The organism is Rubidibacter lacunae KORDI 51-2 (assembly GCF_000473895.1).
Lineage (GTDB): Bacteria > Cyanobacteriota > Cyanobacteriia > Cyanobacteriales > Rubidibacteraceae > Rubidibacter > Rubidibacter lacunae.
This window is the reverse complement of the sequence record NZ_ASSJ01000081.1, coordinates 20,899-42,869: the sequence shown is the minus strand read 5'-3', so window position 1 is coordinate 42,869 and position 21,971 is coordinate 20,899. Positions and strand designations below refer to the sequence as shown.

At 56.7% G+C, this 21,971-nt stretch carries 20 protein-coding genes and 1 tRNA gene; 10 read left to right on the top strand and 11 right to left on the bottom strand.

The features are described from left to right. Positions 1-16 precede the first annotated feature (16 nt). Entirely contained in the window at positions 17-880 is an 864-nt protein-coding gene (gene purU / locus KR51_RS15120; protein WP_022608969.1) for a formyltetrahydrofolate deformylase, read from the top strand. Positions 881-1,708: 828 nt separating this feature from the next. Further along, positions 1,709-2,653: a tetratricopeptide repeat protein gene (locus tag KR51_RS15110; RefSeq protein ID WP_051358242.1), complete on the top strand. Its 945-nt coding sequence runs from the start codon at positions 1,709-1,711 to the stop codon at positions 2,651-2,653. Positions 2,654-2,813: 160 nt separating this feature from the next. Here the strand turns inward: KR51_RS15110 and gcvH are convergent, their stop codons facing one another. Together gcvH and KR51_RS15100 are read right to left on the bottom strand one after the other, a co-directional pair. Further along, a complete protein-coding gene (gene gcvH / locus KR51_RS15105) occupies positions 2,814-3,203 on the bottom strand; it encodes a glycine cleavage system protein GcvH (protein ID WP_022608968.1) in 390 nt (129 codons plus the stop codon). A gap of 84 nt (positions 3,204-3,287) precedes the next feature. Then, on the bottom strand, positions 3,288-3,956 hold the full coding sequence (locus KR51_RS15100; protein ID WP_022608967.1) for an ABC transporter ATP-binding protein: 669 nt from the start codon (positions 3,954-3,956) through the stop codon (positions 3,288-3,290). Between the two features lie 44 nt (positions 3,957-4,000). Between KR51_RS15100 and KR51_RS15095 the strand changes: the two genes are divergently transcribed. Both KR51_RS15095 and KR51_RS15090 read left to right on the top strand, forming a co-directional pair. Then, positions 4,001-4,945, top strand: coding sequence for a Sll0314/Alr1548 family TPR repeat-containing protein (locus tag KR51_RS15095; protein WP_022608966.1), 945 nt, complete (start codon positions 4,001-4,003; stop codon positions 4,943-4,945). Between the two features lie 61 nt (positions 4,946-5,006). Next, on the top strand, positions 5,007-6,146 hold the full coding sequence (locus KR51_RS15090; protein ID WP_022608965.1) for a geranylgeranyl reductase family protein: 1,140 nt from the start codon (positions 5,007-5,009) through the stop codon (positions 6,144-6,146). Between the two features lie 38 nt (positions 6,147-6,184). Here KR51_RS15090 and KR51_RS15085 read toward each other — a convergent pair whose 3' ends face one another. From KR51_RS15085 to KR51_RS15075, 3 genes are all read right to left on the bottom strand, one after another. Further along, positions 6,185-8,140, bottom strand: a complete 1,956-nt coding sequence (locus KR51_RS15085; RefSeq protein ID WP_022608964.1) for an ABC-F family ATP-binding cassette domain-containing protein — start codon at positions 8,138-8,140, stop codon at positions 6,185-6,187. Positions 8,141-8,219: 79 nt separating this feature from the next. Then, positions 8,220-8,420: a DUF433 domain-containing protein gene (locus KR51_RS15080; RefSeq protein WP_269634922.1), complete on the bottom strand. Its 201-nt coding sequence runs from the start codon at positions 8,418-8,420 to the stop codon at positions 8,220-8,222. Positions 8,421-8,525: 105 nt separating this feature from the next. Beyond that, positions 8,526-8,972, bottom strand: coding sequence for a lipocalin/fatty-acid binding family protein (locus tag KR51_RS15075; protein ID WP_040656522.1), 447 nt, complete (start codon positions 8,970-8,972; stop codon positions 8,526-8,528). Between the two features lie 643 nt (positions 8,973-9,615). Between KR51_RS15075 and rsmH the strand changes: the two genes are divergently transcribed. Continuing rightward, positions 9,616-10,548, top strand: coding sequence for a 16S rRNA (cytosine(1402)-N(4))-methyltransferase RsmH (rsmH, locus tag KR51_RS15070; RefSeq protein WP_040656520.1), 933 nt, complete (start codon positions 9,616-9,618; stop codon positions 10,546-10,548). A gap of 533 nt (positions 10,549-11,081) precedes the next feature. On the opposite strand, the gene KR51_RS15065 is transcribed toward rsmH, so the two are convergent. Then, positions 11,082-11,456, bottom strand: a complete 375-nt coding sequence (locus KR51_RS15065; RefSeq protein WP_040656489.1) for a c-type cytochrome — start codon at positions 11,454-11,456, stop codon at positions 11,082-11,084. Positions 11,457-11,720: 264 nt separating this feature from the next. On the opposite strand from KR51_RS15065, the gene petG reads away from it, so the two are divergent. Beyond that, entirely contained in the window at positions 11,721-11,822 is a 102-nt protein-coding gene (gene petG, locus KR51_RS18460) for a cytochrome b6-f complex subunit V (RefSeq protein ID WP_022608956.1), read from the top strand. Positions 11,823-12,385: 563 nt separating this feature from the next. Here petG and KR51_RS15060 read toward each other — a convergent pair. Further along, positions 12,386-13,822, bottom strand: coding sequence for an aminotransferase class I/II-fold pyridoxal phosphate-dependent enzyme (locus KR51_RS15060; protein WP_022608955.1), 1,437 nt, complete (start codon positions 13,820-13,822; stop codon positions 12,386-12,388). 233 nt (positions 13,823-14,055) lie between these two features. On the opposite strand from KR51_RS15060, the gene KR51_RS15055 reads away from it, so the two are divergent. Next, positions 14,056-15,006, top strand: coding sequence for a DMT family transporter (locus KR51_RS15055; RefSeq protein WP_022608954.1), 951 nt, complete (start codon positions 14,056-14,058; stop codon positions 15,004-15,006). Positions 15,007-15,104: 98 nt separating this feature from the next. Here the strand turns inward: KR51_RS15055 and KR51_RS15050 are convergent, their stop codons facing one another. From KR51_RS15050 to KR51_RS15040, 3 genes are all read right to left on the bottom strand, one after another. Further along, a complete protein-coding gene (locus tag KR51_RS15050; RefSeq protein ID WP_022608953.1) occupies positions 15,105-15,287 on the bottom strand; it encodes a chlorophyll a/b-binding protein in 183 nt (60 codons plus the stop codon). A 111-nt stretch (positions 15,288-15,398) separates the two neighbouring features. Continuing rightward, a tRNA-Pro gene (locus KR51_RS15045) sits at positions 15,399-15,472 on the bottom strand. 308 nt (positions 15,473-15,780) lie between these two features. Next, entirely contained in the window at positions 15,781-16,125 is a 345-nt protein-coding gene (locus KR51_RS15040) for a hypothetical protein (protein ID WP_022608952.1), read from the bottom strand. A gap of 129 nt (positions 16,126-16,254) precedes the next feature. Here KR51_RS15040 and KR51_RS15035 point away from each other — a divergent pair, with 129 nt between their 5' ends. Then, positions 16,255-17,469 (top strand): pentapeptide repeat-containing protein, encoded by a 1,215-nt coding sequence (locus tag KR51_RS15035; RefSeq protein WP_022608951.1) that lies wholly within the window; start codon positions 16,255-16,257, stop codon positions 17,467-17,469. A gap of 288 nt (positions 17,470-17,757) precedes the next feature. Here the strand turns inward: KR51_RS15035 and KR51_RS15030 are convergent, their stop codons facing one another. Further along, positions 17,758-19,164: a DUF4912 domain-containing protein gene (locus tag KR51_RS15030; RefSeq protein WP_022608949.1), complete on the bottom strand. Its 1,407-nt coding sequence runs from the start codon at positions 19,162-19,164 to the stop codon at positions 17,758-17,760. Between the two features lie 447 nt (positions 19,165-19,611). Here KR51_RS15030 and KR51_RS15025 point away from each other — a divergent pair, with 447 nt between their 5' ends. Next, on the top strand, positions 19,612-19,950 hold the full coding sequence (locus KR51_RS15025) for a DUF6825 family protein (protein ID WP_022608948.1): 339 nt from the start codon (positions 19,612-19,614) through the stop codon (positions 19,948-19,950). Positions 19,951-20,055: 105 nt separating this feature from the next. After that, the gene (locus KR51_RS21435) at positions 20,056-21,807 is read left to right on the top strand and encodes an ABC1 kinase family protein (RefSeq protein ID WP_022608947.1); all 1,752 of its coding nucleotides are present in this window, start codon (positions 20,056-20,058) and stop codon (positions 21,805-21,807) included. Positions 21,808-21,971 lie beyond the last annotated feature (164 nt).

The window sequence follows — 21,971 nt, the reverse complement described above, 5'->3', positions numbered from 1 at the left end:
CCATAGCTCTCCCAAGATGTCTAGCACACTCCCGCCAACAGCAACAATATTAGTTTCCTGTCCGGACAGACGCGGACTGGTTGCCACTCTTTCAGGTTTTATTCATGCCAACAACGGTAATATCATTCATGCCGACCACCATACCGATCGGGTTCAAGGAGTATTTCTCACCCGTCTAGAATGGAGCATGGATGGGTTCGAGCTCGAGCGCAAAGCGATCGAATATGAGTTTTCCAAGCTGGCTTCAGAGCTAGAAGCTAGTTGGCAACTACATTTTTCAGATAGCATTCCTCGACTGGCTATCTGGGTTAGCAAACAAGAGCATTGTCTACTTGATTTGTTATGGCGACATCAATCTGGTGAACTGCGAGCTACCATCCCTTTAATCATCAGCAACCATCGAAAATTAGAACCAATTGCCAAACAGTTTGAAATTGACTTCCATTACATACCCATCGATAAAACAAACAGGGGCGATCGAGAGAGACAACAGCTCGAGCTGCTCCATAAATATGACATTGACTTAGTGGTACTTGCTAAATACATGCAGATCCTCAGTCCTGCATTCCTTGCTAAGTTTTCTAGAGTCATTAATATTCACCACTCATTCCTCCCGGCTTTCCCCGGCGCACACCCTTATCGGCGAGCTTATCAACGCGGCGTCAAAATTGTCGGTGCAACCGCCCATTACGTTACCGAGGAACTTGATGGTGGTCCTATCATCGATCAAGAAGTGATAAGAGTAAGCCACCGCGACTCGGAAATCGACCTGATCAGAAAAGGTAAAGATGTAGAGCGGATTGTTTTATCTAAGGCAGTTTGGCTTCACCTACAGAATCGCGTACTTGAATATAACAATCGTACAGTTGTTTTCGACTGATATCCTGCAACAGGCGAGGATTCAATACAAAAAAGGCTATCGACTTCACGCAAAGCATAGCAACGCTCGATCCACCTAATATCGAGCCAATCACTGCTCGGGGTGGTAGTCAAGCTATGCCGAGTCATATCTTCTTAATATGAAAACTAATTACATGCTGAGACTTTTTTGACAGGCAAAGTGTCGGCATTGACTCGAGGTCAGAACTATTCAAAACATGCTTCGCATCTTTCGGCGACCGCAATTGACGGTCGAGACAACACTCCCACGTCCCCCAAAAAGCGGCGGCTTGGAGCCAAGATGTCATCAGACGAATCACGGTTTAGGACATCTTTTCATGTTTACTATGACGAGCTGTCTGTTGACTGTAATGGCTGTCCGCCTTTAACGTTGTGACCGGCTTACACTTGCTTCCCGTTGGAGAGACTTGATAGCCCTGAAACAAATTGTTGTTTCTACCTGTCTGCTTGCGCCCTGTTTGACCTGGATCTGGACGCGTCCGGCATTGGCGGAACCGAACGGCGCACAACTCTTTCAGTCGAACTGCGCAGCTTGCCACGCTTCGTGAATCAACCACATCATGGCAAACAAGACCTTGAAGATGGATGCTTTGGAGCAGTTCGGTATGTATTCGCAAGAAGCAATCGTCAAGCAAGTAACCTATGGAAAAATGCAATGCCGCGATTTCAGGGACGCCTGACCGACGCTCAGACCGAGACGGTCGCTGGGTACGTTCTCTACCCAGCCGAAAAAGGCTGGCCGCGTTCCTAACCATATTGCAGAGCTACTTTACCGCAAGGCGATCGCGCTACTTTCGAGGCGATCGCCTTGCGTTCCGCACCCTTTGGGGTTATTGAAGAACGTGTCAGCAAGGTGCTTGTGGAAGTAGAGCCTCGCGAACGTTCGGTCACCATTGGCGAACGCCTACCAGGAATAAAGCAATTGTTGCGCTTGATTTTCGCTACTTGCTTACTAGCGCTAACCTTAACAATCGATGTTGCGATCGCACCCCCGTGGCTAGCAACTGAGGCAGTTGTTCCTCCAGCTGCAGGCGAGATTGCCGCGCGCAATCACCTTTGCCTGCAGCAGTTGGAGGCCGGAAACTACCGCGAAGCGATCTCTGACTGTACTGCCGTCATTGCGATTGCCCCCGACGACGCCGCCGCGCGTTTACATCGCGGCTTGGCTCGTTATCGGTTGAGCGACCATCAAGAGGCGATCGCGGACTTTGAGATCGCGAGCGCCAGCGCAGCTCACCGCTTGCCAGCCCTTTACAACCGGGGGTTGGCTTACTCGGCTTTGGGCGACAGCGATCGGGCTCTATTCGATTTGTCGCAGGCCCTAGACTTCGCCGCGCGCAACAGTATGCCAAGTCGCGGAGAGCGCGCGGCAATTTTGACCGATCGCGGCATCGTTTACTGGCAACTCGGGCGCTACGAGCAAGCCCGGCAAGACTTCACCAACGCGATCGCTCTCGACCGCGGGAGTTCCCGCGCGCTTTACAACCGCGGCTGCATTTGTCATTTGCTTGCCGACTATCGGGCAGCGGTTTCCGACTTAACTCGCGCCATACCCCACGCCTCCGATCGTGCCCCAATCTACGTCGCACGCGGACTTGCCCGCCACCGCCTCGGTGACGACGAGGCCGCGCTCGGGGACCTACAGCGTGGCGCGATCGCCTATCGCGACAGCGGTCGCCAAGAAGCAAGCGATCGCGTTTTGGAACTGATCCGCCAGCTCGAGCTCGCGAACCACTGGGTAGCAGTAGGTTAGAGGTTCACGCTCATCCAGCTAAAGCTTTGTGTATAGCTGGAGATTCCCCGTTCACAGACAAGTAGTTATTAACTAAAAAACAGTTGAAGGACATGGATCGGTCGGGACGTCGGTCATCATTGGTGCCGCGATCGCGCCTGCGGTTGTCTCGTCTACGCAATTATTCGCCTTCTACCAGGGGGCGGTAGCGATCGACAGGCAGCAACTTGTCCAGTTCGGATGGGTTGCTCATGCGAATTTTGATCAGCCATGCTCCCTCATAGGGCTCCTTGTTGAGCAGTTCGGGTGTATCGACGAGTGCTTCGTTCACGTCCACAACCTCGCCCGATACCGGCGCGTACACCGTACCAACGGCCTTAACCGACTCTACCGAGCTAACTTCTTCGCCAGCCTCAAACGTGTCTCCCGGTTCCGGAAGTTCGACAAAAACGATGTCGCCTAGCTGGTCGACCGCATAGGCGCTGAGTCCGACCGTGGCGACATCGCCCTCAATGCTTGCGTACTCGTGGCTATCGGCGTACTTCAACGACTCGGGATATTCCAGTGCCATCGTCCAGACCTTATGCGCTCTAAGGAAATCGTAATTTGCGAATGTCCCATAGCATACTGGTATTCGCTTGTTTCTCAACATCGATTAAGTAAGCGATCGCGCGAGCGGCCGGGCAACCTCTGCCGGCGCAACCGAGCGGAGCTCGCCTTGGTTAATCGACCAACAGCAGTCGGCGATCGCCAGCAAGTCTCCCGGATCGTGAGTCACGGCCAACAACGTCCAGTGCTGCTTGAGGCGACCGAGCAACCCAGCCAGCTGGCGGCGCATCGACCAATCGAGGCCGGCTGTCGGCTCGTCTAATAAAAGAATGCTGGGTTGCCTGATGAGTTGCACGGCCAGTGCCAAGCGGCGTTGCTGCCCGCCGCTAAGAGCGTGGGGGGCTGTCGCCAGGCGCGCCTCGGCCAGCCCGACTTCCTGTAATACTTTACGAACTTGCGACATGCCGAGTTCCGGGTGGCCGAGGCGCAGTTCTTCGAGGATCGTGTCGCCGCAAAAATGGCGTTCGGGAAACTGGAAGACGAGTCCGGCAAGCTGCTGCAGGTGCAGGAACGTCAGCGGCTGCTCGCCCCAAAAAATGTGTCCGCTAGAGTGCTCGGCCAGCCCGGCGAGGATTTCCAGCAGCGTTGTTTTCCCGGAACCGCTCGGTCCGACCACCAAACCGAACTGCTTTGCAGGGAGCTGCATATTAATGTCGCGCAAGATCGGCTCGGAGGTTGCCGGGGGATGGTAAACCAGATTTTGGAGCTTTAGCATTGACGAACCCAGAGACAACCTCCGGACAGGAGAGAGCGCGCCCAGTGACGACAATTCGCTCGCGCATGCGAGCCTTGGGCTATTGTAGTTGCCCGGACAATCAGTTTGGTCGGATACTGTGGGCGGGTCTCGCCTGCGGGGTGTTGTGGCTGACCGGCATCACCAACGCGATCGCCGATCCGTTCCGTACCCTGAATGCCCGCGCGATCGGCGCCCAAACTGAAGCCGCATTTGCCGCACTCTTTGTTGACGGCGACTACACTCGCGCCGAAGAATTACTCGTGTCGGCCGCCGATACCGACCCACTAACTTACGCGTTGCAAGGCGCGATCGCCTACACAGCCGAAGACTGGGATGCTCTGCTTGCCAATTCCGAACGCACCTTGCAAGCGGCCGCAAATTTACGCGATCGCGATCCGTTACGCGCGGATTTGTACAAGGCCGTTGGGAATCTGCTAGCCGGTGCCCATGCGCTCGAACGCGAGGGGACATTTGCCGCGGTGCAACACCTGCCGGCGGTGCTCGATGGCTTCGAGCGCGCCCGGCAAAGAGCGCCCGCGGATCCGGAGTTAAACTTGATGCGCGGCTACTTGGAGTTGCTGCTGGCTTCAAACTTGCCCTTGTTCGAGCCGGCCGGCGCGATTGCCCGCTTCGAGCGGTACGCCGCACCGCAGTATCTGGTCGATCGCGGCATTGCCCTGGCGCACCGCGATCGCGATGCCTTTGCCAAAGCGGAGATCTACGCCGCAGCGGCTCTGCGCGCGACCCCGCAAAACCCCGAAATTCATTACCTAAACGCGCAGATTCTGTATAACCTGGGCAAAGAACGCGAGGATGTCCGACTAGTGCGGCAAGCGATTGTCCATTTCGAGCGTGCTGCCGAACTCGCAAATGGGCTGCCAGAGCCGATCGTCGAGGCGATCGCGCGGGAAGGGCGCCGGGCGCGCGCCTATTTGCACGCACGCACGCGAGCTAGATTTGCCGGTTAGCGTCCCTCGACCCGGATAACCGCAGCGCGCGCTCCGTTGCGCTTTATAGGACGACCCCATCGTGACCGATCGCGTATTTGATTGCATCATCGTCGGCGCCGGCCCGAGTGGCGGGAGCGCTGCCTATCATCTGGCCAAACGCGGGCGTTCGACACTCGTGTTGGACAAAGCCACGCTCCCGCGCTACAAGCCCTGCGGCGGCGGCGTCGCGCCGATCGTTCAAGAGTGGTTCGACTTCGACTTCAGTCCGGCCATTTCCCTCAAAATCGACGTTACGCACCACACCTGGAATAACGGCGATCCCGTGGAAGTCGAGTTGCAAACCCGCGAGCCGATTTGGATGGTGCGCCGTGACATCTTCGACCATTTCCTCGTGCAGCAAGCGCAACGCCAAGGGGCCGAACTGCGCGATGGCACGCTCGTAACCGGCGTCGAATTGGGCGGCGATGGTGCGATCGTTAAAACCAAAATCGGCGAGTTCGCCGGCCGCTACCTGATTGCCGCCGACGGCGGTCGCGGACCGCTGGCCCGCTGGCTGGGATTCGCCCACCGCCAGCGCGCGATCGCGGGTGCCCTAGAAGCCGAGTTCGCAATCCCCGATCAGTGCGAGCGGCGCGCGTTCTTCGAATTTGGCATGGTCCGCAAGGGCTATCTGTGGAACTTTCCGAAAGCCGACGGGTACTCAATCGGCATCGCTGCCTTTGGCGATCGCGGCTCGCAAAACTTGCGCCAAACCCTCGCCCGTTATGCGCAGTCCTTTGGCGTCGATCTGGCAACGGCCAGCCAGGCCCCGCACCCGATTTCCGTTTGGAACGGCAACCAAACCCTACACGTGAAAAACGCTTTGCTGGCAGGCGAAGCAGCCTGTGTCGTCGATCCGCTCACGGCTGAAGGCATCCGTCCGTCCATGTTCAGCGGTATAAAAGCGGCCGAAGCTGTCGATCGCGCTTTGGCGGGCGATCTCGACGCGATCGCCGGATACTCGCAGACGATCTCGACCGAGTGGGGGACGGAGATGATTTGGGCGCGGCGTTTAGCAGACCTGTTTTATCGCTTTCCGCGCCTGGGCTATCAAATGGGGGTCAAACGCGCAGGAGCGACCCGCGCGATCGGCAGAATCCTCAGCGGCGAGGCTCGGTACTCCGAACTTGCCCAACGCGGCCTCGACCGTCTCAAAACCGCTCTGTTACCTGGAGCGTGAGCGGTCGGTTACTCGGGCGTGAGGCGAAGCGACTTGTTTCAAGTGGCGGCTGTCGCGCTGTCGCGTTCGGAAAGTTCCATCCAACGCTCGGTTGCCGTGTCGATCGCCGTGTCGAGGGTCGAAAGCTTTTCGTACAGGGTTTGGATGCGCTCGTATTGAGCGGGCGGCGTCGAGTTGAGTTTGCATTCTGTGTCGGTCTTTTCGGTTTCGAGCTGGGCAATTTTGTTTTCCAGTTGCTCGAACTCGCGGCGTTCCCAATTCGAAAGGCGGCGCCGTTTAGTCGCGGCGCGATCTCCGTTATCGCCCCGCGATCCCGGGGGACTCGGTTGGGCGGCAACTGGCGCTGGAGCTGGAGTTTCCTGGCGTGCCTTTGCTTCGGCATCCTCGATGGCTTTACGCTGCAAGTAGTCCGAATAGTTGCCTGGATACGTAAGGATGTCGCCGTCTCCCCGAAAGGCAAATATGCACCCGACGACGCGATCGAGAAAATAGCGATCGTGCGACACCGTAATGACGCAGCCGCCGAATTCTTCGAGGTAGTCTTCGAGAACGGAGAGCGTTTGCACGTCGAGGTCGTTCGTCGGCTCGTCGAGGATCAAAACATTCGGCGCGCCCATCAGCACGCGCAGCAGAAACAATCGCCGCCGCTCGCCTCCCGAAAGTTTGTGGATCGGCAAATACTGTTGATTGGGCGGGAACAAAAAACGCTCCAGCATTTGCGAGACCGAAATTTGCGTTCCGTCTGCCGTCCGCACGGACGCACCTACTTCCTTCAAATATTCAATAACCCGTTGATTTTCGCGTTGCGGTTCCCACAGTTGGTCGGAATGCTGGTCGAAGTAACCGATGTGGACCGTCGCACCGATATCGACTGCCCCTGCATCCGGTTCCAACCGACCCGTCACGATATCCAGCAGGGTCGACTTACCGACGCCATTGCCGCCGATGATGCCCACGCGATCGCCCGGTCCGAATTGGTAGCTGAAGTCGGTCACGAGCGCGCGATCGCCGTAGGTTTTGGCAATGCCCGTAACTTCGATGACCTTCTTGCCTAAGCGCCGGCTGGGGGCGGAAAGCTCGACCTTACCCTGTGCGCTCTTGAACTCGGTATCTTGGAGTTCGCGGATGCTGTCGATGCGAGCTTTTTGTTTGGTACTGCGTGCTTTCGGCCCGCGTTTGAGCCATTCCAACTCGCGGCGCAGGACGCCTTGGTGCTTGCGCTGTGCGCTCGCCGCAGCGTCTTCAGCCAGGGCTTTCTTCTCCAAGTAGTAGCCGTAGTTCCCTGCATAGCTGTACACGTCGCCGCGATCGACTTCGAGGATGCGATTGGTGACGCGATCGAGAAAGTAGCGATCGTGCGTGACCAGCAAAATTGCGCCTCGAAAGCTGCTGAGGTAAGCCTGCAGCCATTCCACTGAATCGGCATCCAGGTGGTTGGTTGGCTCGTCCATCAGCAGCATGTCGGGTTCGGCGATCAGCGCTGCTGCGATCGCCAAACGCTTGCGTTCGCCCCCGGACAGTTGCCCGACAGGTATGTCGAGGTCGAACAACCCGAGCTGACCGAGGATAATTTTGGCTTTGGTTTCAAGCTCCCACGCACTAGCAGCATCGAGGCGCTGCGAAATCGCCGAGAATCGGGCCATTAACAACGCGTCGTCCGGTGTTTGAGCGAGCTGACGCGATACGCTTTCGTACTCGCGCAGCAGCTGGATTTGCTCGCCGCTGTCGGCCAGAACTTGCTCGATCGCGGTGCGATCGCCGTCGATTTCTGGCTGCTGCGGCAAGTAGATGCGACGGGTATTGGCATTAACGTTGAGCTCGCCCCCGTCAATGGGCTCGATACCAGCCAGGATTTTCAACAGCGTCGACTTTCCCGAACCGTTAACGCCGATCAAACCAATTTTGTCCGTTGCATCCAGACTTAAGCAGGCCCCGCGCAAGATTTCCTTTGTGCCGAAGTCTTTCTTGACATCTTGCAGGGTAAAGATACTCATCTCGTCTGCCTATTCCTCGAGGTTTCCGGACGCGAGTGCGAGCGCTCAGCGGGGACCAACTCCCAAGTGTGGCGATCGCTCAACTAATGATGTCGAACTCGGCAAGCGCGCGCGCGTAGTCCAGACATGCCAAGACTTGCTCGGGCTTCAGGTTGGGAAATTCCCAAATAATATCGTCCAGGGTCTTACCAGCCGCAAAGTAACCCAAAATCAAACTAACGGGAATGCGCGTGCCGTCAATGCGCGGCCGGCCGCGCAGAACCTCGGGCGTGCTGACGATATGGTCTCTCCAGGTAGCGATCGCGCCGTCCTCCCACGTTCGGTCCCAGAAAGACTTTAAACCTTCTTTAGACCTTCAAAGCTCTCGAACCAAACCTAGAACGGCTTAAAACGGCTTAAGCAAATAGCTCGTCCATTGCGCCTCGTTCTCACTGTCAGCGGTTTGACGGCTTAGCAAGAGCCAGGTTTTTCCTTCGCTCTGGCGCTGCAGATAGAGGTCGAAGTCATTATTGGTTTGTTCGACCGGTTGCTGCGGCAGGTCGAGCTTCAACGCAAAAGTTCCGCGCACGTGGTACGTCGGGAGACTGGCCACGTAAACTGGCTCCATGTCTCGGATGCGGACGCGTCGCACGATCGCTGCGGGACGTTCTGCATCGAGCTGTCGGGCAAGGCGATCTCCTGTAAGTTGTAGCTGCAACGCAATCGCCTGTCGGACCAACCCTTTACCTGGCGCGAAACCCAGCGGTGGCGTTCCGCTCCCACAGGCAACCAGCATCAGAGCCAGAACGATCGCAATTGCGCTAATCGGCCACCGTCGAAACCATTTTCGCATCGCCCGCATCAGAACCGGAGCATTACTGGTCCCAGTCTAGCCAGTTTGGAACTCGGCTCGATGAGGATGCCTACGATCTTGAGCGTGCGTTTGAAGCGCGCCCACAGAAATTATCCGCACTGAGCCACGTTGATATCCGATATTGCTATTGGCCGTGGTGTTGGTTATGGAACTCCAGGCAGCAGCACACTCCTCTGTAGGCTCAGTCGTCATGACATTTCCTATTTTCTTTTGGTGGGTAAAATTGGTGGGTCTTCGGAGCGATCGAAAGCCTAAGATTCCTGTTGTGCGATCTCAGTAGCCTCTGCTTGTTGGGAATCCCTAAAGGCTTGAAACCTGCCGGCCGCTAGCTACGAACTTTGCGAAAAAGTCAGACCGGCACCAACCGACCGCAGGAGAATATCGAGGTCACGAGCTAATGATGTGAAAGCTGGAAGATTTGACAGGAATGAACGCCGCTGTGTACCCAACGGACCGAGGCATCCATCCGAAAAATACTGTCGATTTTCTAAAGCACACCGTTAAGTTGACAATGCCTCTCCAGCTTCGGTCCTCTACCCGATCGCAACACCATGACCGGGCAGTCGTGCAAGCGGTTCGGCGACAATGTTTGCATCAGTCCAAAGCCGAGTTTTACGTGGATATATCTAACGTCGGCAGTGGTGTTCCGCATGATTCCAACACCGCTGCCAATCGCGAGACCGATTTCGCACACGTCTCCGTCCTCTGTCGTGAATTGATCGGCGGACTCGACGTTCGGGCTGGCGGATCTTATCTCGACGTGACAGTCGGTGGTGGCGGACATTCCAGGTCCATCCTCGCTGCAGCTGCTGACGTATGCTTGTGGGGCATCGATCGTGACGAACAAGCCCTAGCAGCCGCGCGCTCGCGTCTGAGTGCGTGGGAGAATCGAGTCGTCTTATGGCACGGAAATTTCGCCGATTTCGACCCCGGAGCTACCCGCTTTGACGGCATCGTTGCCGATCTCGGCGTCAGTTCGCCGCAACTCGATCGCCCCGAACGCGGCTTTAGCTTTCAGCACGAGGCACCGCTCGATATGCGCATGGACCGCACCCAGTCACTAACAGCTGCCGATATTGTCAATCATTGGGATGCCGACGCCCTTGCGGATGTTTTCTATCACCTCGGGGAGGAGCGTCTCTCGCGCCGTATCGCCCGCGCTGTCGTCGCGCAGCGACCTTTTGCGAGTACTACTGCTTTGGCCGAGGCGATCGCCCGCAGCGTCCCACGCAAATACCGCTACGGTCGCATTCATCCTGCTACCCGTGCGTTCCAGGCACTACGCATCGCCGTTAACGGCGAACTCGATGCCCTAGATACGTTACTTGCACGAGCGTGGCAGTGGCTTGTTCCCGGCGGCAAGATCGGGATTATCAGCTTTCACAGTCTTGAGGATCGCCGTGTCAAACTTTGCTTTCGCAACTGCCCCGAACTAACCGTACTTACTAAAAAGCCGCTGATTGCAGCCGAAGATGAGCTGGCGACCAATTCGCGAGCGCGCTCGGCCAAATTGCGCATTGCGATGCGAGTTGAAACTGATGCGCGCGAGCAGTAGATATTCCAGTAGATATTTCAAAAGAAGTGTCGACAAGAGGGAGCGTCCTTACTGTCTCCGGGTTGGAAGTCCCGATGGACCGATATTTTAGCCCTGAGATGCTCGAACCAGCTTCTCGACTCATATTATTCATTCAGACCATTTACTGGCCATTCGCCAATCTGTGCGCCCATAGTCCTCTAACCATTGGGTACAGCGAAGAATTACGGGATTGTGGCGTAACGGCGGCTGAAGGGTTCTTTCTGCCGTGCCAACCTAAGGTCTAGAGCGAATTAATCGATCCGCCTTATTGACATCTGCCCGACTGACCTAACCTGGATAATTCACGAAGATTTTGACGAAGCCTCAAAACCTTGCTCTGACAAGGCTCCAATCTACGTGTACAGAAACGCACTGTCATTGTAAGAAAAAGTCTGTAAGTCTTGCTCGGCAAAAGGTTTAGGGTCTCCGCATAGGAGTTCATAAATAATCCAGGCTAGTCGGAAAGCAAGCATCGTAGTTTTGACATCGCTTTATCATCGCTCCCAACTGCCCTATAGAGTCTCTAAGTACCCCAGTAAGTCCGCCATCTCTTGAGACGTTGGCTGAAACTCAGGCATCGGAGGCGTTTTGCCACTCGTAACTTGATGAATAATGTCGAATTCTGACTTTCGTTGCGAAAGGTTATGCAGACTCGGTCCGACATTTCCGTCGGCACCACGCCCGTGGCAGCCCGCACAATTAATCTGAAAGATTGCCTCACCACGCTCCGGGTTACTCGTCAGCGCCAAGACTTCCCGAACGTAGGGATCCGATAGGCGGTAAAGATTAGTACCGACAAAAGCAACTACAAGGGCAAGAACCACGACCACCAATACCGCTGCGAGGCGTCTCGCTAAATCCGACGGTTGTGCGAGCGGTTCGTCCACAGTGTTTTGCCGTATCGCATTATTTAGGGTGGCCTGCTTGGAAGTCGGGTGGGAGGTCGACTTACGCGATGAGGCAATCGCACTCATTTATTGTCAGTAGTTATATTTACCTAGGAGCCCGCATCTTAACGAACTCCATATACATATCTTAAAATTTATTGACCCTGTCGGCAAGTTAGGTAAAAATGGCTACCTCAGGGGGCGTAATACCATCCGTGTCGGCGCTCGGTACCCGCAACAAAAGTATAACAAGGGAGACATGACATGATCGAACCGCTATTGCTCGGCATCGTCCTCGGACTGGTTGCAATAACGCTTGCAGGCTTGTACTGGGCAGCTTACATGCAGTACCGCCGCAGTAACTGAGCTGTCCTCAATGGGATCTCGGTTTTTAGTGATATGTAGTCGCTCGCGACGGACGCTAGCTGGTTGTGGAGTGCTTTCATTGCCCCTTGTCCGGAGTATAGGGTAGGGGCAGTGGGTACTTTCAGTAACGCGAATCTTGGTAAATCTCTACAGCAACTCTCGGATCTGGACTTGCTTTCGTTCCAGCACGGCCGTATTGCTCCTGAGATTTTTTCGGGAGTGACGGGGTGGTGACTGCAGCTACTATCGTCGATCGCGAGTTGCTTTCGTCCATTCAACTTCTGGGCATTTACTTTACTAAGAGAGCTTGTCGTGGTTTTACACTACCGCTACCGAGTCTTGGGCGCGGCTGAGGCGATTGCCTGCAACCGAGTCGCACGCGGTTTGGCGTATAGGCGCACCTTGTCGTTAGGGACTTGCAAGATCGTCGGGGGACTGGCGATCTTACTGCCCGATCTTAGAGAAGTGACAAGGAAAGCCTTTGATGGACGCATGCACTATGAACCTTTATCTGCTTGGCGATCGCCGGTAATGCGGCAACGGTTAATCGCAAAAAGTGCTCTCTAATCCCTCAGCACGCGCAGCGTTTCCAAGCTCGGGTCGCTGCAGCCGTCGATCGCGACGCTATGACCAAGCGCGCGCGCAGATTTTAGATAATTCAAGCTCTCCGCGGAGATCGCCTCCCCCGGAATCAAAACCGGGATCCCCGGTGGATAGAGGCAAATCGATTCCGCGCTTGCTCGCCCGATTGCCTCTCCTGAAAACACCCTTTCTGAGGGAGTAAAGAAGGCAACCCGAGGCGATCGCATGGCGACAGCACCGGGTGGCAGCGGCAGGTGAGGAAACGTCCGAGCGGAACGCGGCGTCCGAGCGAGCGCCTGCAGTGCTCCCCCCAGGCGATCGATATCGGCGATCGCGTTCCCAAACGTCACCACAAACGTTAGTGCCTGTAGCGTTGGCAGTTCGGCCGTTACATCAAAGTCCGCATGTAGCAACTCATCCGCTTCGTAGCCGCTCAGCCCCACGCCGGTAAGGTCAACCGTCAGCCTAAGCGGATCGCAGGGGTCAACACTTTCCGCCAGTAACACCCCAGGTACCGACTGCAGACGCACACGGGCTTCTGCCGCCAGGTGCAAAGCCCCATCCAGCAAATCTCGTCCGCCCACAGCAATCTGTTGGCGGGCTGCATCCAGCGATGCCAGCAGCAAATGACTGGGGCTGCTGGAGTGCACCATCTGCAGAGCATTGCTCAAGCGATCGCGATCGATCCGCGTCCCCCGCACGTGCACCGCGGCCGCTTGCACGAGCGCGCCCAAAGTTTTATGCCAAGATTGCACCGCTGCATCGGCACCTGCTGCCAGCGCTGGCGACGGAAATGCTGGATGAAACCCGAAATGCGCGCCGTGCGCTTCGTCGACGACCAACGGTAAATCCCGCGCGTGGGTCAAGGACGCGATCGCCTTAAGATCTGCACTTGCCCCGCGGTAGGTGGGCGAAACCACTAACACTGCCCGCGCGTCGGGATGAGCGTCCAGTGCCGCCCCAATTGCTTCAGGCGTCACGGGTAACAGAAAATCTCTCGTCCGATCGCGTTCCGGCATCACGAAAATCGGGTGCGCCCCAGACAGCATCAGCCCGGCGAGGGCGCAGCGATGGGCGTTGCGCGGCAGCACTAGTTTGTCATCAGGTCCGCAAACCGCCGCGATCGCCGCGATGACTCCTGCCGTCGAGCCATTTACCGAAAACCAAGTGCGATCGGCCCCAAACGCTGCAGCTGCTAGCTCCTGCGCATCCTGTATCGGGCCGTCTGGTGGAAATAAGTTGCCGAATTCCGGCAGTTCGGGCAGGTCGGCCTGCAAGGCCAATTTCCCGAGCAGGGCGCGCAAAGCAGGTGAGCTACCGCAGCCTTGTTTGTGTCCCGGTAGGTAAAATGCCGCGTGGGAACGCTCGGCACGCGATCGCAGGGCGTCTAGCAAGGGAGTGCGAGATTGGTCGGACATCCCGGCAGCAGACAAACACGTCGTCCCGATTGTGCCGCAATTACTCGACCGCGGAGCGAAAACACTCGCAATATTCAACTGCAGCCGACTTGCAAGATCTACAATGTGTCCGCAGTTGGACGGGCTCACAAGCTGCAGGTGGCGATCGCGCGAGCCGGCTCGACAGTTTGGACGCACAATTGCCCAATCCATATGCTAATGCGAACGCCCGCGAGACATTGACAATCCCTTCCATGACCGACTCGAACGTCAACTATCGCGGAGAATTGGCGGCATTGCTGGCCGCATTGTGTTGGGCGATCGCCTCAGCAATTTACGAACGTCTGGGGCAGCGTCTGCCACCCCTGCAACTCAACTTTCTCAAGGGCGTCATTGCGATCGGGTTCCTGGCCGCAACCCTGCCGATCGCAGGGGCGGAGTTTCCAGATATCGACAGGCAACCAGTTGGCTTGCTGTTGGTAAGCGGGGCTGTCGGCATTGGGATCGGCGACACAGCATTCTTTAACTCGATCGATGCGTTGGGCGCGCGCCGCGCATTACTTTTCGAAACCCTCGCTCCCCCCCTGACCGCACTCCTCGCCCTGACCTGTCTCGGCGAAGTGCTCTCTCCCGGTGCGTGGTTCGGGATTGCTCTAACTGCGATCGGTGTTGCTTGGACCATCGGCGAACGACGGGTGGAGTCTTCACGGGTCCGACGCCAAACTGCCCGCGGCATTGCCTGGGGATTGCTTGCTGCCGGCTCCCAAGCCGGCGGAGCATCGCTATCGCGCGCCGCCCTAGTCGATACGGAGATTTCGCCACTTTGGAGCGCACTTCTGCGTCTTATAGCCGGTACGGTTTGCTTGGTGCCACTGATGTCGTTTCGGTCTGGCACCCCACGAACATCGGCAGTCCTCATAGATAAAGACCCACAGGAACGAACCGCAAAACACCCCTCGCTGGTGCGATCGCCGCGCTTGCTCGCCACCGTTACCCTTGCCGCTTTTCTCGGGACCTACCTGGGCATTTGGCTGCAGCAAACCGCTCTTAAACACGCCCCTGCCGGCATTGCGCAAACCCTCAGTGCCACCAGCCCCCTGTTCGTGTTGCCGATCGCGTTTGCCCTTGGCGACAAACTTAGCTTGCGGGCGGTCCTCGGAGCGGGTGTCGCACTCGCGGGTATTTTTTGCTTGTTTCGAAGCTAAGCAATCGCTCGCGATTCTAAAACGTTCGGGAATAAACTCCTACATCGACCTGAACGATCGCGAACTAACCGCGCGGGCATCGTTCGCAGCTCTGACTCTTAAAACACGCCCATCCAGTGCAGTAAACCCTGTCCGGTCAGCACCTCAATAACTAGTAAGGCGACAAACCCCACCATCGCAAAACGACCGTTCAGGCGCTCGGCATATGCCGTCAAGCCGAACCCCGGCTCTTCTGGGGCAGATGTCATGCTCGGCAGTGGTGAAGCAGGCTCGGAGCTCATGTACGGGTAAACCTAGGTGGATAGTTGAGCCAAACGTAGCTGCAAGCAGTACCGTGAAAACTGTGGCACGATCGCCTGGCGGGACTGAGGTTTCCAGAGCGAGGGATCGAGTCGGGATGACAGGATTTGAACCTGCGGCATCCTGCTCCCAAAGCAGGCGCGCTACCAAGCTGCGCTACATCCCGATTTCGCCCATCCAGTTTAACCTAAGATCTGCTGCACCGGGATTGCAGTTTACCCGTGTTGCTAGGTGCCTCGGTTGTGAGCCCTTCGCATGGAGCGACCGCTCCCGAAACCCGGCATAGTCCTGCCGAAGGGAAGGCACCGCGAAATTCATCAAAGTTAGAGTCAATGCACAAAATTATGCGGTTGATTTATGCCAGCCCTCAGTCAAGGGCAAACTTCTCTCTGGGATAGACGACACAACCGATACCTACCCCAGAACCGCAACCAGCCGACTCACTAACGACTTGCTCGGAAGGCAGTTTATCGGTTAAAGCCCCACATCTGGCTCGGTGTCGCTAGCAGATTGTTCGGTCTGGCGCAGTTGCTGCTGCTGCTGCTGGCGGAAATCGGAGCTCGCGTTGTTGAGACTGCGTTCGCTGTCATTGGAGAAATCTTGGAGCGACCGACCATTACTGAGGCGGGAACGGTGAAGAAGGTCTATAGGATTGAGACCTTCAGGACCGTCTAAAGAACCGAACTCACTATCCTGTTGACCGGTCAGGGTTCCGTCAGTCAATTGGGCGCTAGCAGAACGAACGCTGTCGATCAGCCAAACCGATGTACCGACCCCAAGGGCACAGCCAACCGTAAGAAAGCGTTGCAGTAGAAGCACGGTTCACAAACCTCATACGCGAGCGCGTTAGGCTCTATTCTAGTCTGCTTGCGAGACGACTCCAGTGAGATTTATCCGATGGCATTAAAGCGATTGCCTCGCGAATAAGCAGCTACACGTGGAATGGTCATGAGTACTAGCGAACAATCTGAATCGAGTCCACCGCCAGCGGTACCTCTTCAACACCTACCGGACGATCCAGATGATGGCAAGCCCCCCGAGAGCGCGCCGATCTCTTCTGCATCGCGCTTGTCGCCGGTCCAGCGACTACTCGGTAGTACGGGCGTCCTCGTATTGGGATGGTGTTTGAATTGGCCGTGGCTAGGTGTGGTCGGTACGCTGTTGCTAACAACGATCGCCTCGAGAACACTGGTGCCGATCGGGCGGCAGTGGCTGCAGCAATCGCTGGCACCTAATGCACGCAACGTGGTGCTTGCGTGGATTGCTGCAATAGCGGCACTTGCGGGCCTGCTGAAGTATTCGGGCGCGCTCTTGGCAACCGATCGATGGCTCGACCGGGTGGCGTGGGACGAGTTCGGTTCCTGGGCAGACTGGGTAGGAGCGTTCGGGCAGATCGCGATCGCGGTGCTGGCAGTATATGTAGCCTGGCGGCAATACGTGATTTCGCGCGACCTCACCATTCAGCAAAATCTCATTACGCAACAGCAAACCATCGATTCCTACTTCCAAGGCATATCCGATCTGGCATTAAGTGATGAGGGTTTGCTCGAAGACTGGCCGCAGGAGCGGGTGTTTGCAGAGGGCCGTACGGCCGCAATTTTAAGTAGTGTGGATGCTCGGGGCAAGGCAAAGGTGTTGCGGTTTCTTTCGCAGTCGAAGCTGCTAACGCCACTCCGGCGAGACGGCCATCTCGGACGTCCGATTCTCGACGGTCGCGGCGGCTACGCTGAGGATCGCGAAGGTGGAGTGCGCGTCGTTGATTTGGGCGTGATGCTTGCCGGTTCGGATTTGGCCGGCTCGGATTTGCGCTGGGTAGAGTTAAGCGAGGCGAATGCCGTTCGAGCGAATCTCCGCGGATGCGACCTCTATCGGGCGAATCTGTCGCGGTCCGTGCTGTTTGAAGCATGCTTGGCCGATGCCAACTTACGGAGCGCGCGTCTGTTCTACGGACGCTTGGAGGACGCGACCCCGCGCAGCCGCGCCCTCCTGCCGGACTATCATTCCGGTGAGTTTACGGGTGCCGTGGTCGAAAATGCTGACTTTACCGGCGCGCAGGGACTGAGTGAGGAACAGCGTTACTACTGCTGTGCCTGGTGTGGAGAGCGATCGCGCGCGACTGTTCCTGGTGGCTGCGAGGGGGTTCCAAACCGACTCGGACGCTGATGCTAGCAAATGTCTTGGCGGCGAGCTCGCATTCCAGTTGCTTAACGGTCAGGACATTCACGTTTTAAACACCAGGAGCGACAGAAGAGAGTGAGACAACTTCTCGAAATTTATCGAAAACAATTTGCTCCAAGCCTGTGGGAACCTCGATTTGACCATACATTTTGTAAAAATCTCTGGAGTTTGTGTCATGGTAAGCCGTTTACGTATTACATCTAAAAAAACACCCCTGGCTGAAGCCAGGGGTGTTTTTTTTAGAGAACGTAGCGAGAACTTTTCAGGGGACGATCAACCCATCCACTCCAGCACGGCGTCTTCCTTCGTATTGGTGTTGCGCGACGGTGTTTCGCGCTCGAACTTCATATGAATAGAGCGCGTCTGCTCGCCGTCAGCCGCCACCGCCATGATCGGATAGTCAATGAGACCGTCCTGGAAAGACATCTGGAAGCGGAACGTGCCGTCTGGATTGAGCTTGATCGGGCGACCGCCGATCGTGACCGTTGCATCTGGCTCCGTTGCACCATAGACGATAAGCTCTGCATCTGCAACTAACCAGAACTGACGCGGACGCACGGGGGCTGCCGATGCAGAGAACATGCCGACACCCGACATCATGCCGACACCGGACATGGTCATGCCGCTCGCGCCCGACATGGTCATGCCGGCTAAACCCATACCGACACCGGAAAGAGTCATACCGCTCATCCCAACACCCGACATCACGCCGCTCACGCCCGACATGGTCGGCACGCCAACTGCACCGACTCCGGACATAGTCATGCCGCTCAAACCTGACATGGTCGGCACGCCAACTGCACCAGCACCCGACGCCCACATGCCAACCCCTGAGGGGAAGACATAAGAGCTGACCGCAGAACTCGGGGCTTGCTGCATCGAGCCGTAGAGGGAGCCGGCCACTCGCTGGGCTTCGACCGACTCTGTCATCTCGAAAATCTCGTCGTGAACCCGACCGTAGGCGTTGCCCGCTCGTTGGCGAGGTGGAACCAGCCCGTAGAGCGTCTGACCGCGCAAGTCTTGCTCCCAGTCAACAGTGATAAAGGTGTCCTCGACCCAATCAGAGGGGTAAACCGGCGGTGTATGAACCGGGGTGGATCGCGCCAACACCAACCAGCGACCATCTGCGCAGCGATAGCCAATCTCGACGACATAGTCGCGATCGCTAACCGGAATTGGCAAATACCACTCCCGCGCCAGCTCGTCGACTAGATATTCTTGAACGCTATGGGGGGACTGGAAATCCAGACTGACATCGGTCACATCGTAAAGACGTAATGCCAGTTGCTGGCCGCCTTGACGGCGGAGTTCTTCCTTGTGCTCGTTGGGAATATCCCAATAGGTGTAAGACCACTGCGGGTCGCGGGGCAATAAGACGATGCGACTCTCGCCATATCCTTCGGGCAGCTCGGGTAGTCCTTCATCGACCGAGGCGAGAGTCTCTTCAGCGCGATCGATTGAGCCGAGTTCGAACTTGGATGCTTCCATAACTTCTTGTGCCTCCGATAAGGGAGATGGACTGGGGGATGGGGCGCGACGGCGATCGCGTTCGACAGCTTGAATGGCAGCTAGGAGCTGTGCCTTACGCATGCGGCTGTAACGCGAGATGTTGCACTCGCTTGCTACCTTGCGGAGTTGGCGCAGGGTCATTTCTTCGAGAAGCGGGCGTTCTTTAGCCATGAGACTGAGGTCTCCGCATAAGGGGATGACGTTCTAGCTTGGACCGCCCGGACTGGTCGTCCGGGCCCGATCCCAATCCGCACTGGTGGTGCGTCCGGAGGCTGTCCATATGTTTTTGGGATCGCTGGGGACCGTCCTGTTACCGATTTATAGCAAACCCTTCCCGTGGAGGTCGAGGGGGCAATCCTATGATTTCCTGCCATTTAACGGAATCTCAAGCCTGCGGGGATCGAAAAGTCAAGGAATCTCGACATTTCGATCTCGCGCCTATGTCAAGAAATTCTGACCTGAAAATTGGACAGTAGAGAGCCATCGGATTCACGTCTGGGCAGAGCGGTCAACTGCAGTTTTGTGGGTCGGGATTCTACACGATTGGCGGATTTTCAAGAAGGAAGATTAAGAACCAAGATATAATTTGTTACGAAATGCACGAATCCTCTTCTTCTTATGACCAATCCCACCCATCGCGCCTTCTATATCGGTCGTGCTTTGGCTGAGATGATGTTCGAGCAGGTCGAGCGCACCGTCACGGAAGCGCTCAGCGAACTCGGGAAGTTCGACGCCGAGCAGCGCGAACGTTTACGGCAGTTTAGTGCCGACGTGCTCGCCCGTGCCGATCGCGTTGCCGGCAGCACGATTGCCGAAAACGATCCTATGGGAAGCGGGACTCCTATGGCTGCTAATACCCCAGCCGATACGCAAGCCGCGATCGACGACCTGCGTGCTTCGATTGCCAGCGCGCGTGCCGAGCTCAATGCTTACAAAGTCCAGAAATCCAAGGGGTAATCCCAAGGGGTCTGGCGTCTGCGACCAAGTGCGTCTCGCGCCTTCCAAGCCCGCTCCCCGCGATCGCATCCTGCCTCTGAGGCACTCATCGAGCCTGGAACCAGCGTGTCTGCACTTTCTCAAGACTCTCAAGCCGCTCTCGCTAGCCCTCCCGAGCCGACACAGTCGGCCCCCGCACTGCCGCCGGCCAAGCGCTCCTATCGTTGGAACCGCAAGCACTACTCGCGCTGGCGGCGGCGGACCGACATTTGGACGTTCGCGATCGCGCTGATCGTTAGCTTGCAGCTCGAAGATAAGCAATGGAGCTATCTCGGCGGTTATAGCGACGACAAAAAACTGGCGCGCCGACGCGCGCGTGCTGCCTGGATTCGCGAGAGCTTACTCGAACTCGGTCCGACGTTCATCAAAGTTGGGCAGCTGTTCTCAACGCGTGCCGACATCTTCCCGAGCGAATACGTCGACGAGTTAGCGAAGTTACAGGATCGCGTCCCGGCTTTCGAGCGCGAGCAGGCTACCACAATTGTTGCCGAGGAACTCGGCAAGCCGGTGGAAGGCTTATTTCGCAGCTTCGACCCGATGCCGCTCGCTGCAGCCAGCCTCGGACAGGTCCACCGAGCGCAGTTGCATACGGGTGAGGAGGTGGTTGTCAAGGTCCAGCGGCCCGGACTCAAGCAGCTGTTCTCGATCGACCTAGCCATCCTCAAATACATCGCACATTACTTTCAGAACCATCCGCGATGGGGAGAGGGGCGCGACTGGCTTGGCATCTACGACGAATGCTGTCGCATTCTCTGGCAAGAAGCCGACTACCTTAACGAAGGGCGCAATGCCGATACGTTTCGCCGAAACTTCCGCCGTCACTCCCACGTGCGGGTACCTCGCGTGTACTGGCGCTTCACCTCGCTGCGGGTTCTGACTCTGGAGTATGTACCCGGTATTAAGGTCAGTCATTACGACGCTCTAGAGGCAGCGGGCGTGGATCGCTCCGAAGTCGCGCGCTTGGGGGCCGAAACCTACCTGCAGCAATTACTTTATGACGGCTTCTTTCATGCCGATCCCCATCCCGGCAATCTGGCCGTGACCCCTGCTGGCGAACTCATCTTCTACGACTTCGGGATGATGGGGCGTATCGAAGCGAACGTGCGCGAGCAGCTAATGGATACCCTCTTCGGGATTGCCGAGCGCAACGCCAACCGCGTCATCGACTCTTTAGTCGAGCTGGGCGCGATCGAGCCGGCTGAAGACATGGGTCCCGTTCGACGATCGGTGCAGTACATGCTCGATCACTTTATGGACGAGCCATTTGAGGAGCAGTCCGTGGCTGCTATCAGCGAGGATCTGTACGAAATTGCTTACAACCAACCTTTTCGCTTCCCAGCAACCTTTACCTTCGTGATGCGAGCTTTTTCTACGCTTGAGGGCGTCGGTAAAGGGCTCGATCCGCATTTTAACTTTATGGAAGTCGCGCAACCTTTTGCACTAGAGCTTATGACTACTGGAAACGGCAACAACGGCAACACCATTCTCGATGAGCTTGGACGGCAAGCTGCTCAGGTGAGTTCGACCGCCCTCGGTTTGCCCCGTCGTCTGGAAGAAGCGATCGACAAGCTCGAGCGGGGCGACCTGCGCGTGCGGGTGCGCTCGATTGAAACCGAGCGTATCCTGCGCCGGATTAGCGGGGTCCAATTAGGCACGCATTACGCAATCCTGATTGCGGCATTTGCCCTGTCCGCGACGATTCTCATTGTCCACGAGCAGATTCTGCTTGCGCTCATCGTTGTCGGTGCCGCGGCTGCAATCGGGTTTAGCTACATTCGCTTGCTCAAGCGACTCGACCGTTGGGATCGCATGCCGTAGCTGTTCCCTGGTGCTTCAGACGCTTCCGGACGTGCTAGAGTTGGCGGAATTGCTCCGACAATCTGCTGTTTTTAGCAGCTGTAACGGGCTGGCTCAATAGGCTTAACTTATAGACTAAAGAGCAAGATATCAATTTTCCTCGTTGTGTGTTGCGTTATCTTCGC

Coding starts and splice junctions, on each gene's coding strand:
- purU (WP_022608969.1), top strand. CDS start 17: ATGTCTAGCACACTCCCGCCAACAGCAACAATATTAGTTTCCTGTCCG.
- KR51_RS15060 (WP_022608955.1), bottom strand. CDS start 13,822: ATGTCCGACCAATCTCGCACTCCCTTGCTAGACGCCCTGCGATCGCGT.
- KR51_RS15050 (WP_022608953.1), bottom strand. CDS start 15,287: ATGAGCTCCGAGCCTGCTTCACCACTGCCGAGCATGACATCTGCCCCA.
- KR51_RS15085 (WP_022608964.1), bottom strand. CDS start 8,140: ATGAGTATCTTTACCCTGCAAGATGTCAAGAAAGACTTCGGCACAAAG.
- KR51_RS15100 (WP_022608967.1), bottom strand. CDS start 3,956: ATGCTAAAGCTCCAAAATCTGGTTTACCATCCCCCGGCAACCTCCGAG.
- KR51_RS15030 (WP_022608949.1), bottom strand. CDS start 19,164: ATGGCTAAAGAACGCCCGCTTCTCGAAGAAATGACCCTGCGCCAACTC.
- KR51_RS15025 (WP_022608948.1), top strand. CDS start 19,612: ATGACCAATCCCACCCATCGCGCCTTCTATATCGGTCGTGCTTTGGCT.
- KR51_RS15075 (WP_040656522.1), bottom strand. CDS start 8,972: ATGCGAAAATGGTTTCGACGGTGGCCGATTAGCGCAATTGCGATCGTT.
- gcvH (WP_022608968.1), bottom strand. CDS start 3,203: ATGGCACTGGAATATCCCGAGTCGTTGAAGTACGCCGATAGCCACGAG.
- KR51_RS15055 (WP_022608954.1), top strand. CDS start 14,056: ATGACCGACTCGAACGTCAACTATCGCGGAGAATTGGCGGCATTGCTG.
- KR51_RS15035 (WP_022608951.1), top strand. CDS start 16,255: ATGAGTACTAGCGAACAATCTGAATCGAGTCCACCGCCAGCGGTACCT.
- petG (WP_022608956.1), top strand. CDS start 11,721: ATGATCGAACCGCTATTGCTCGGCATCGTCCTCGGACTGGTTGCAATA.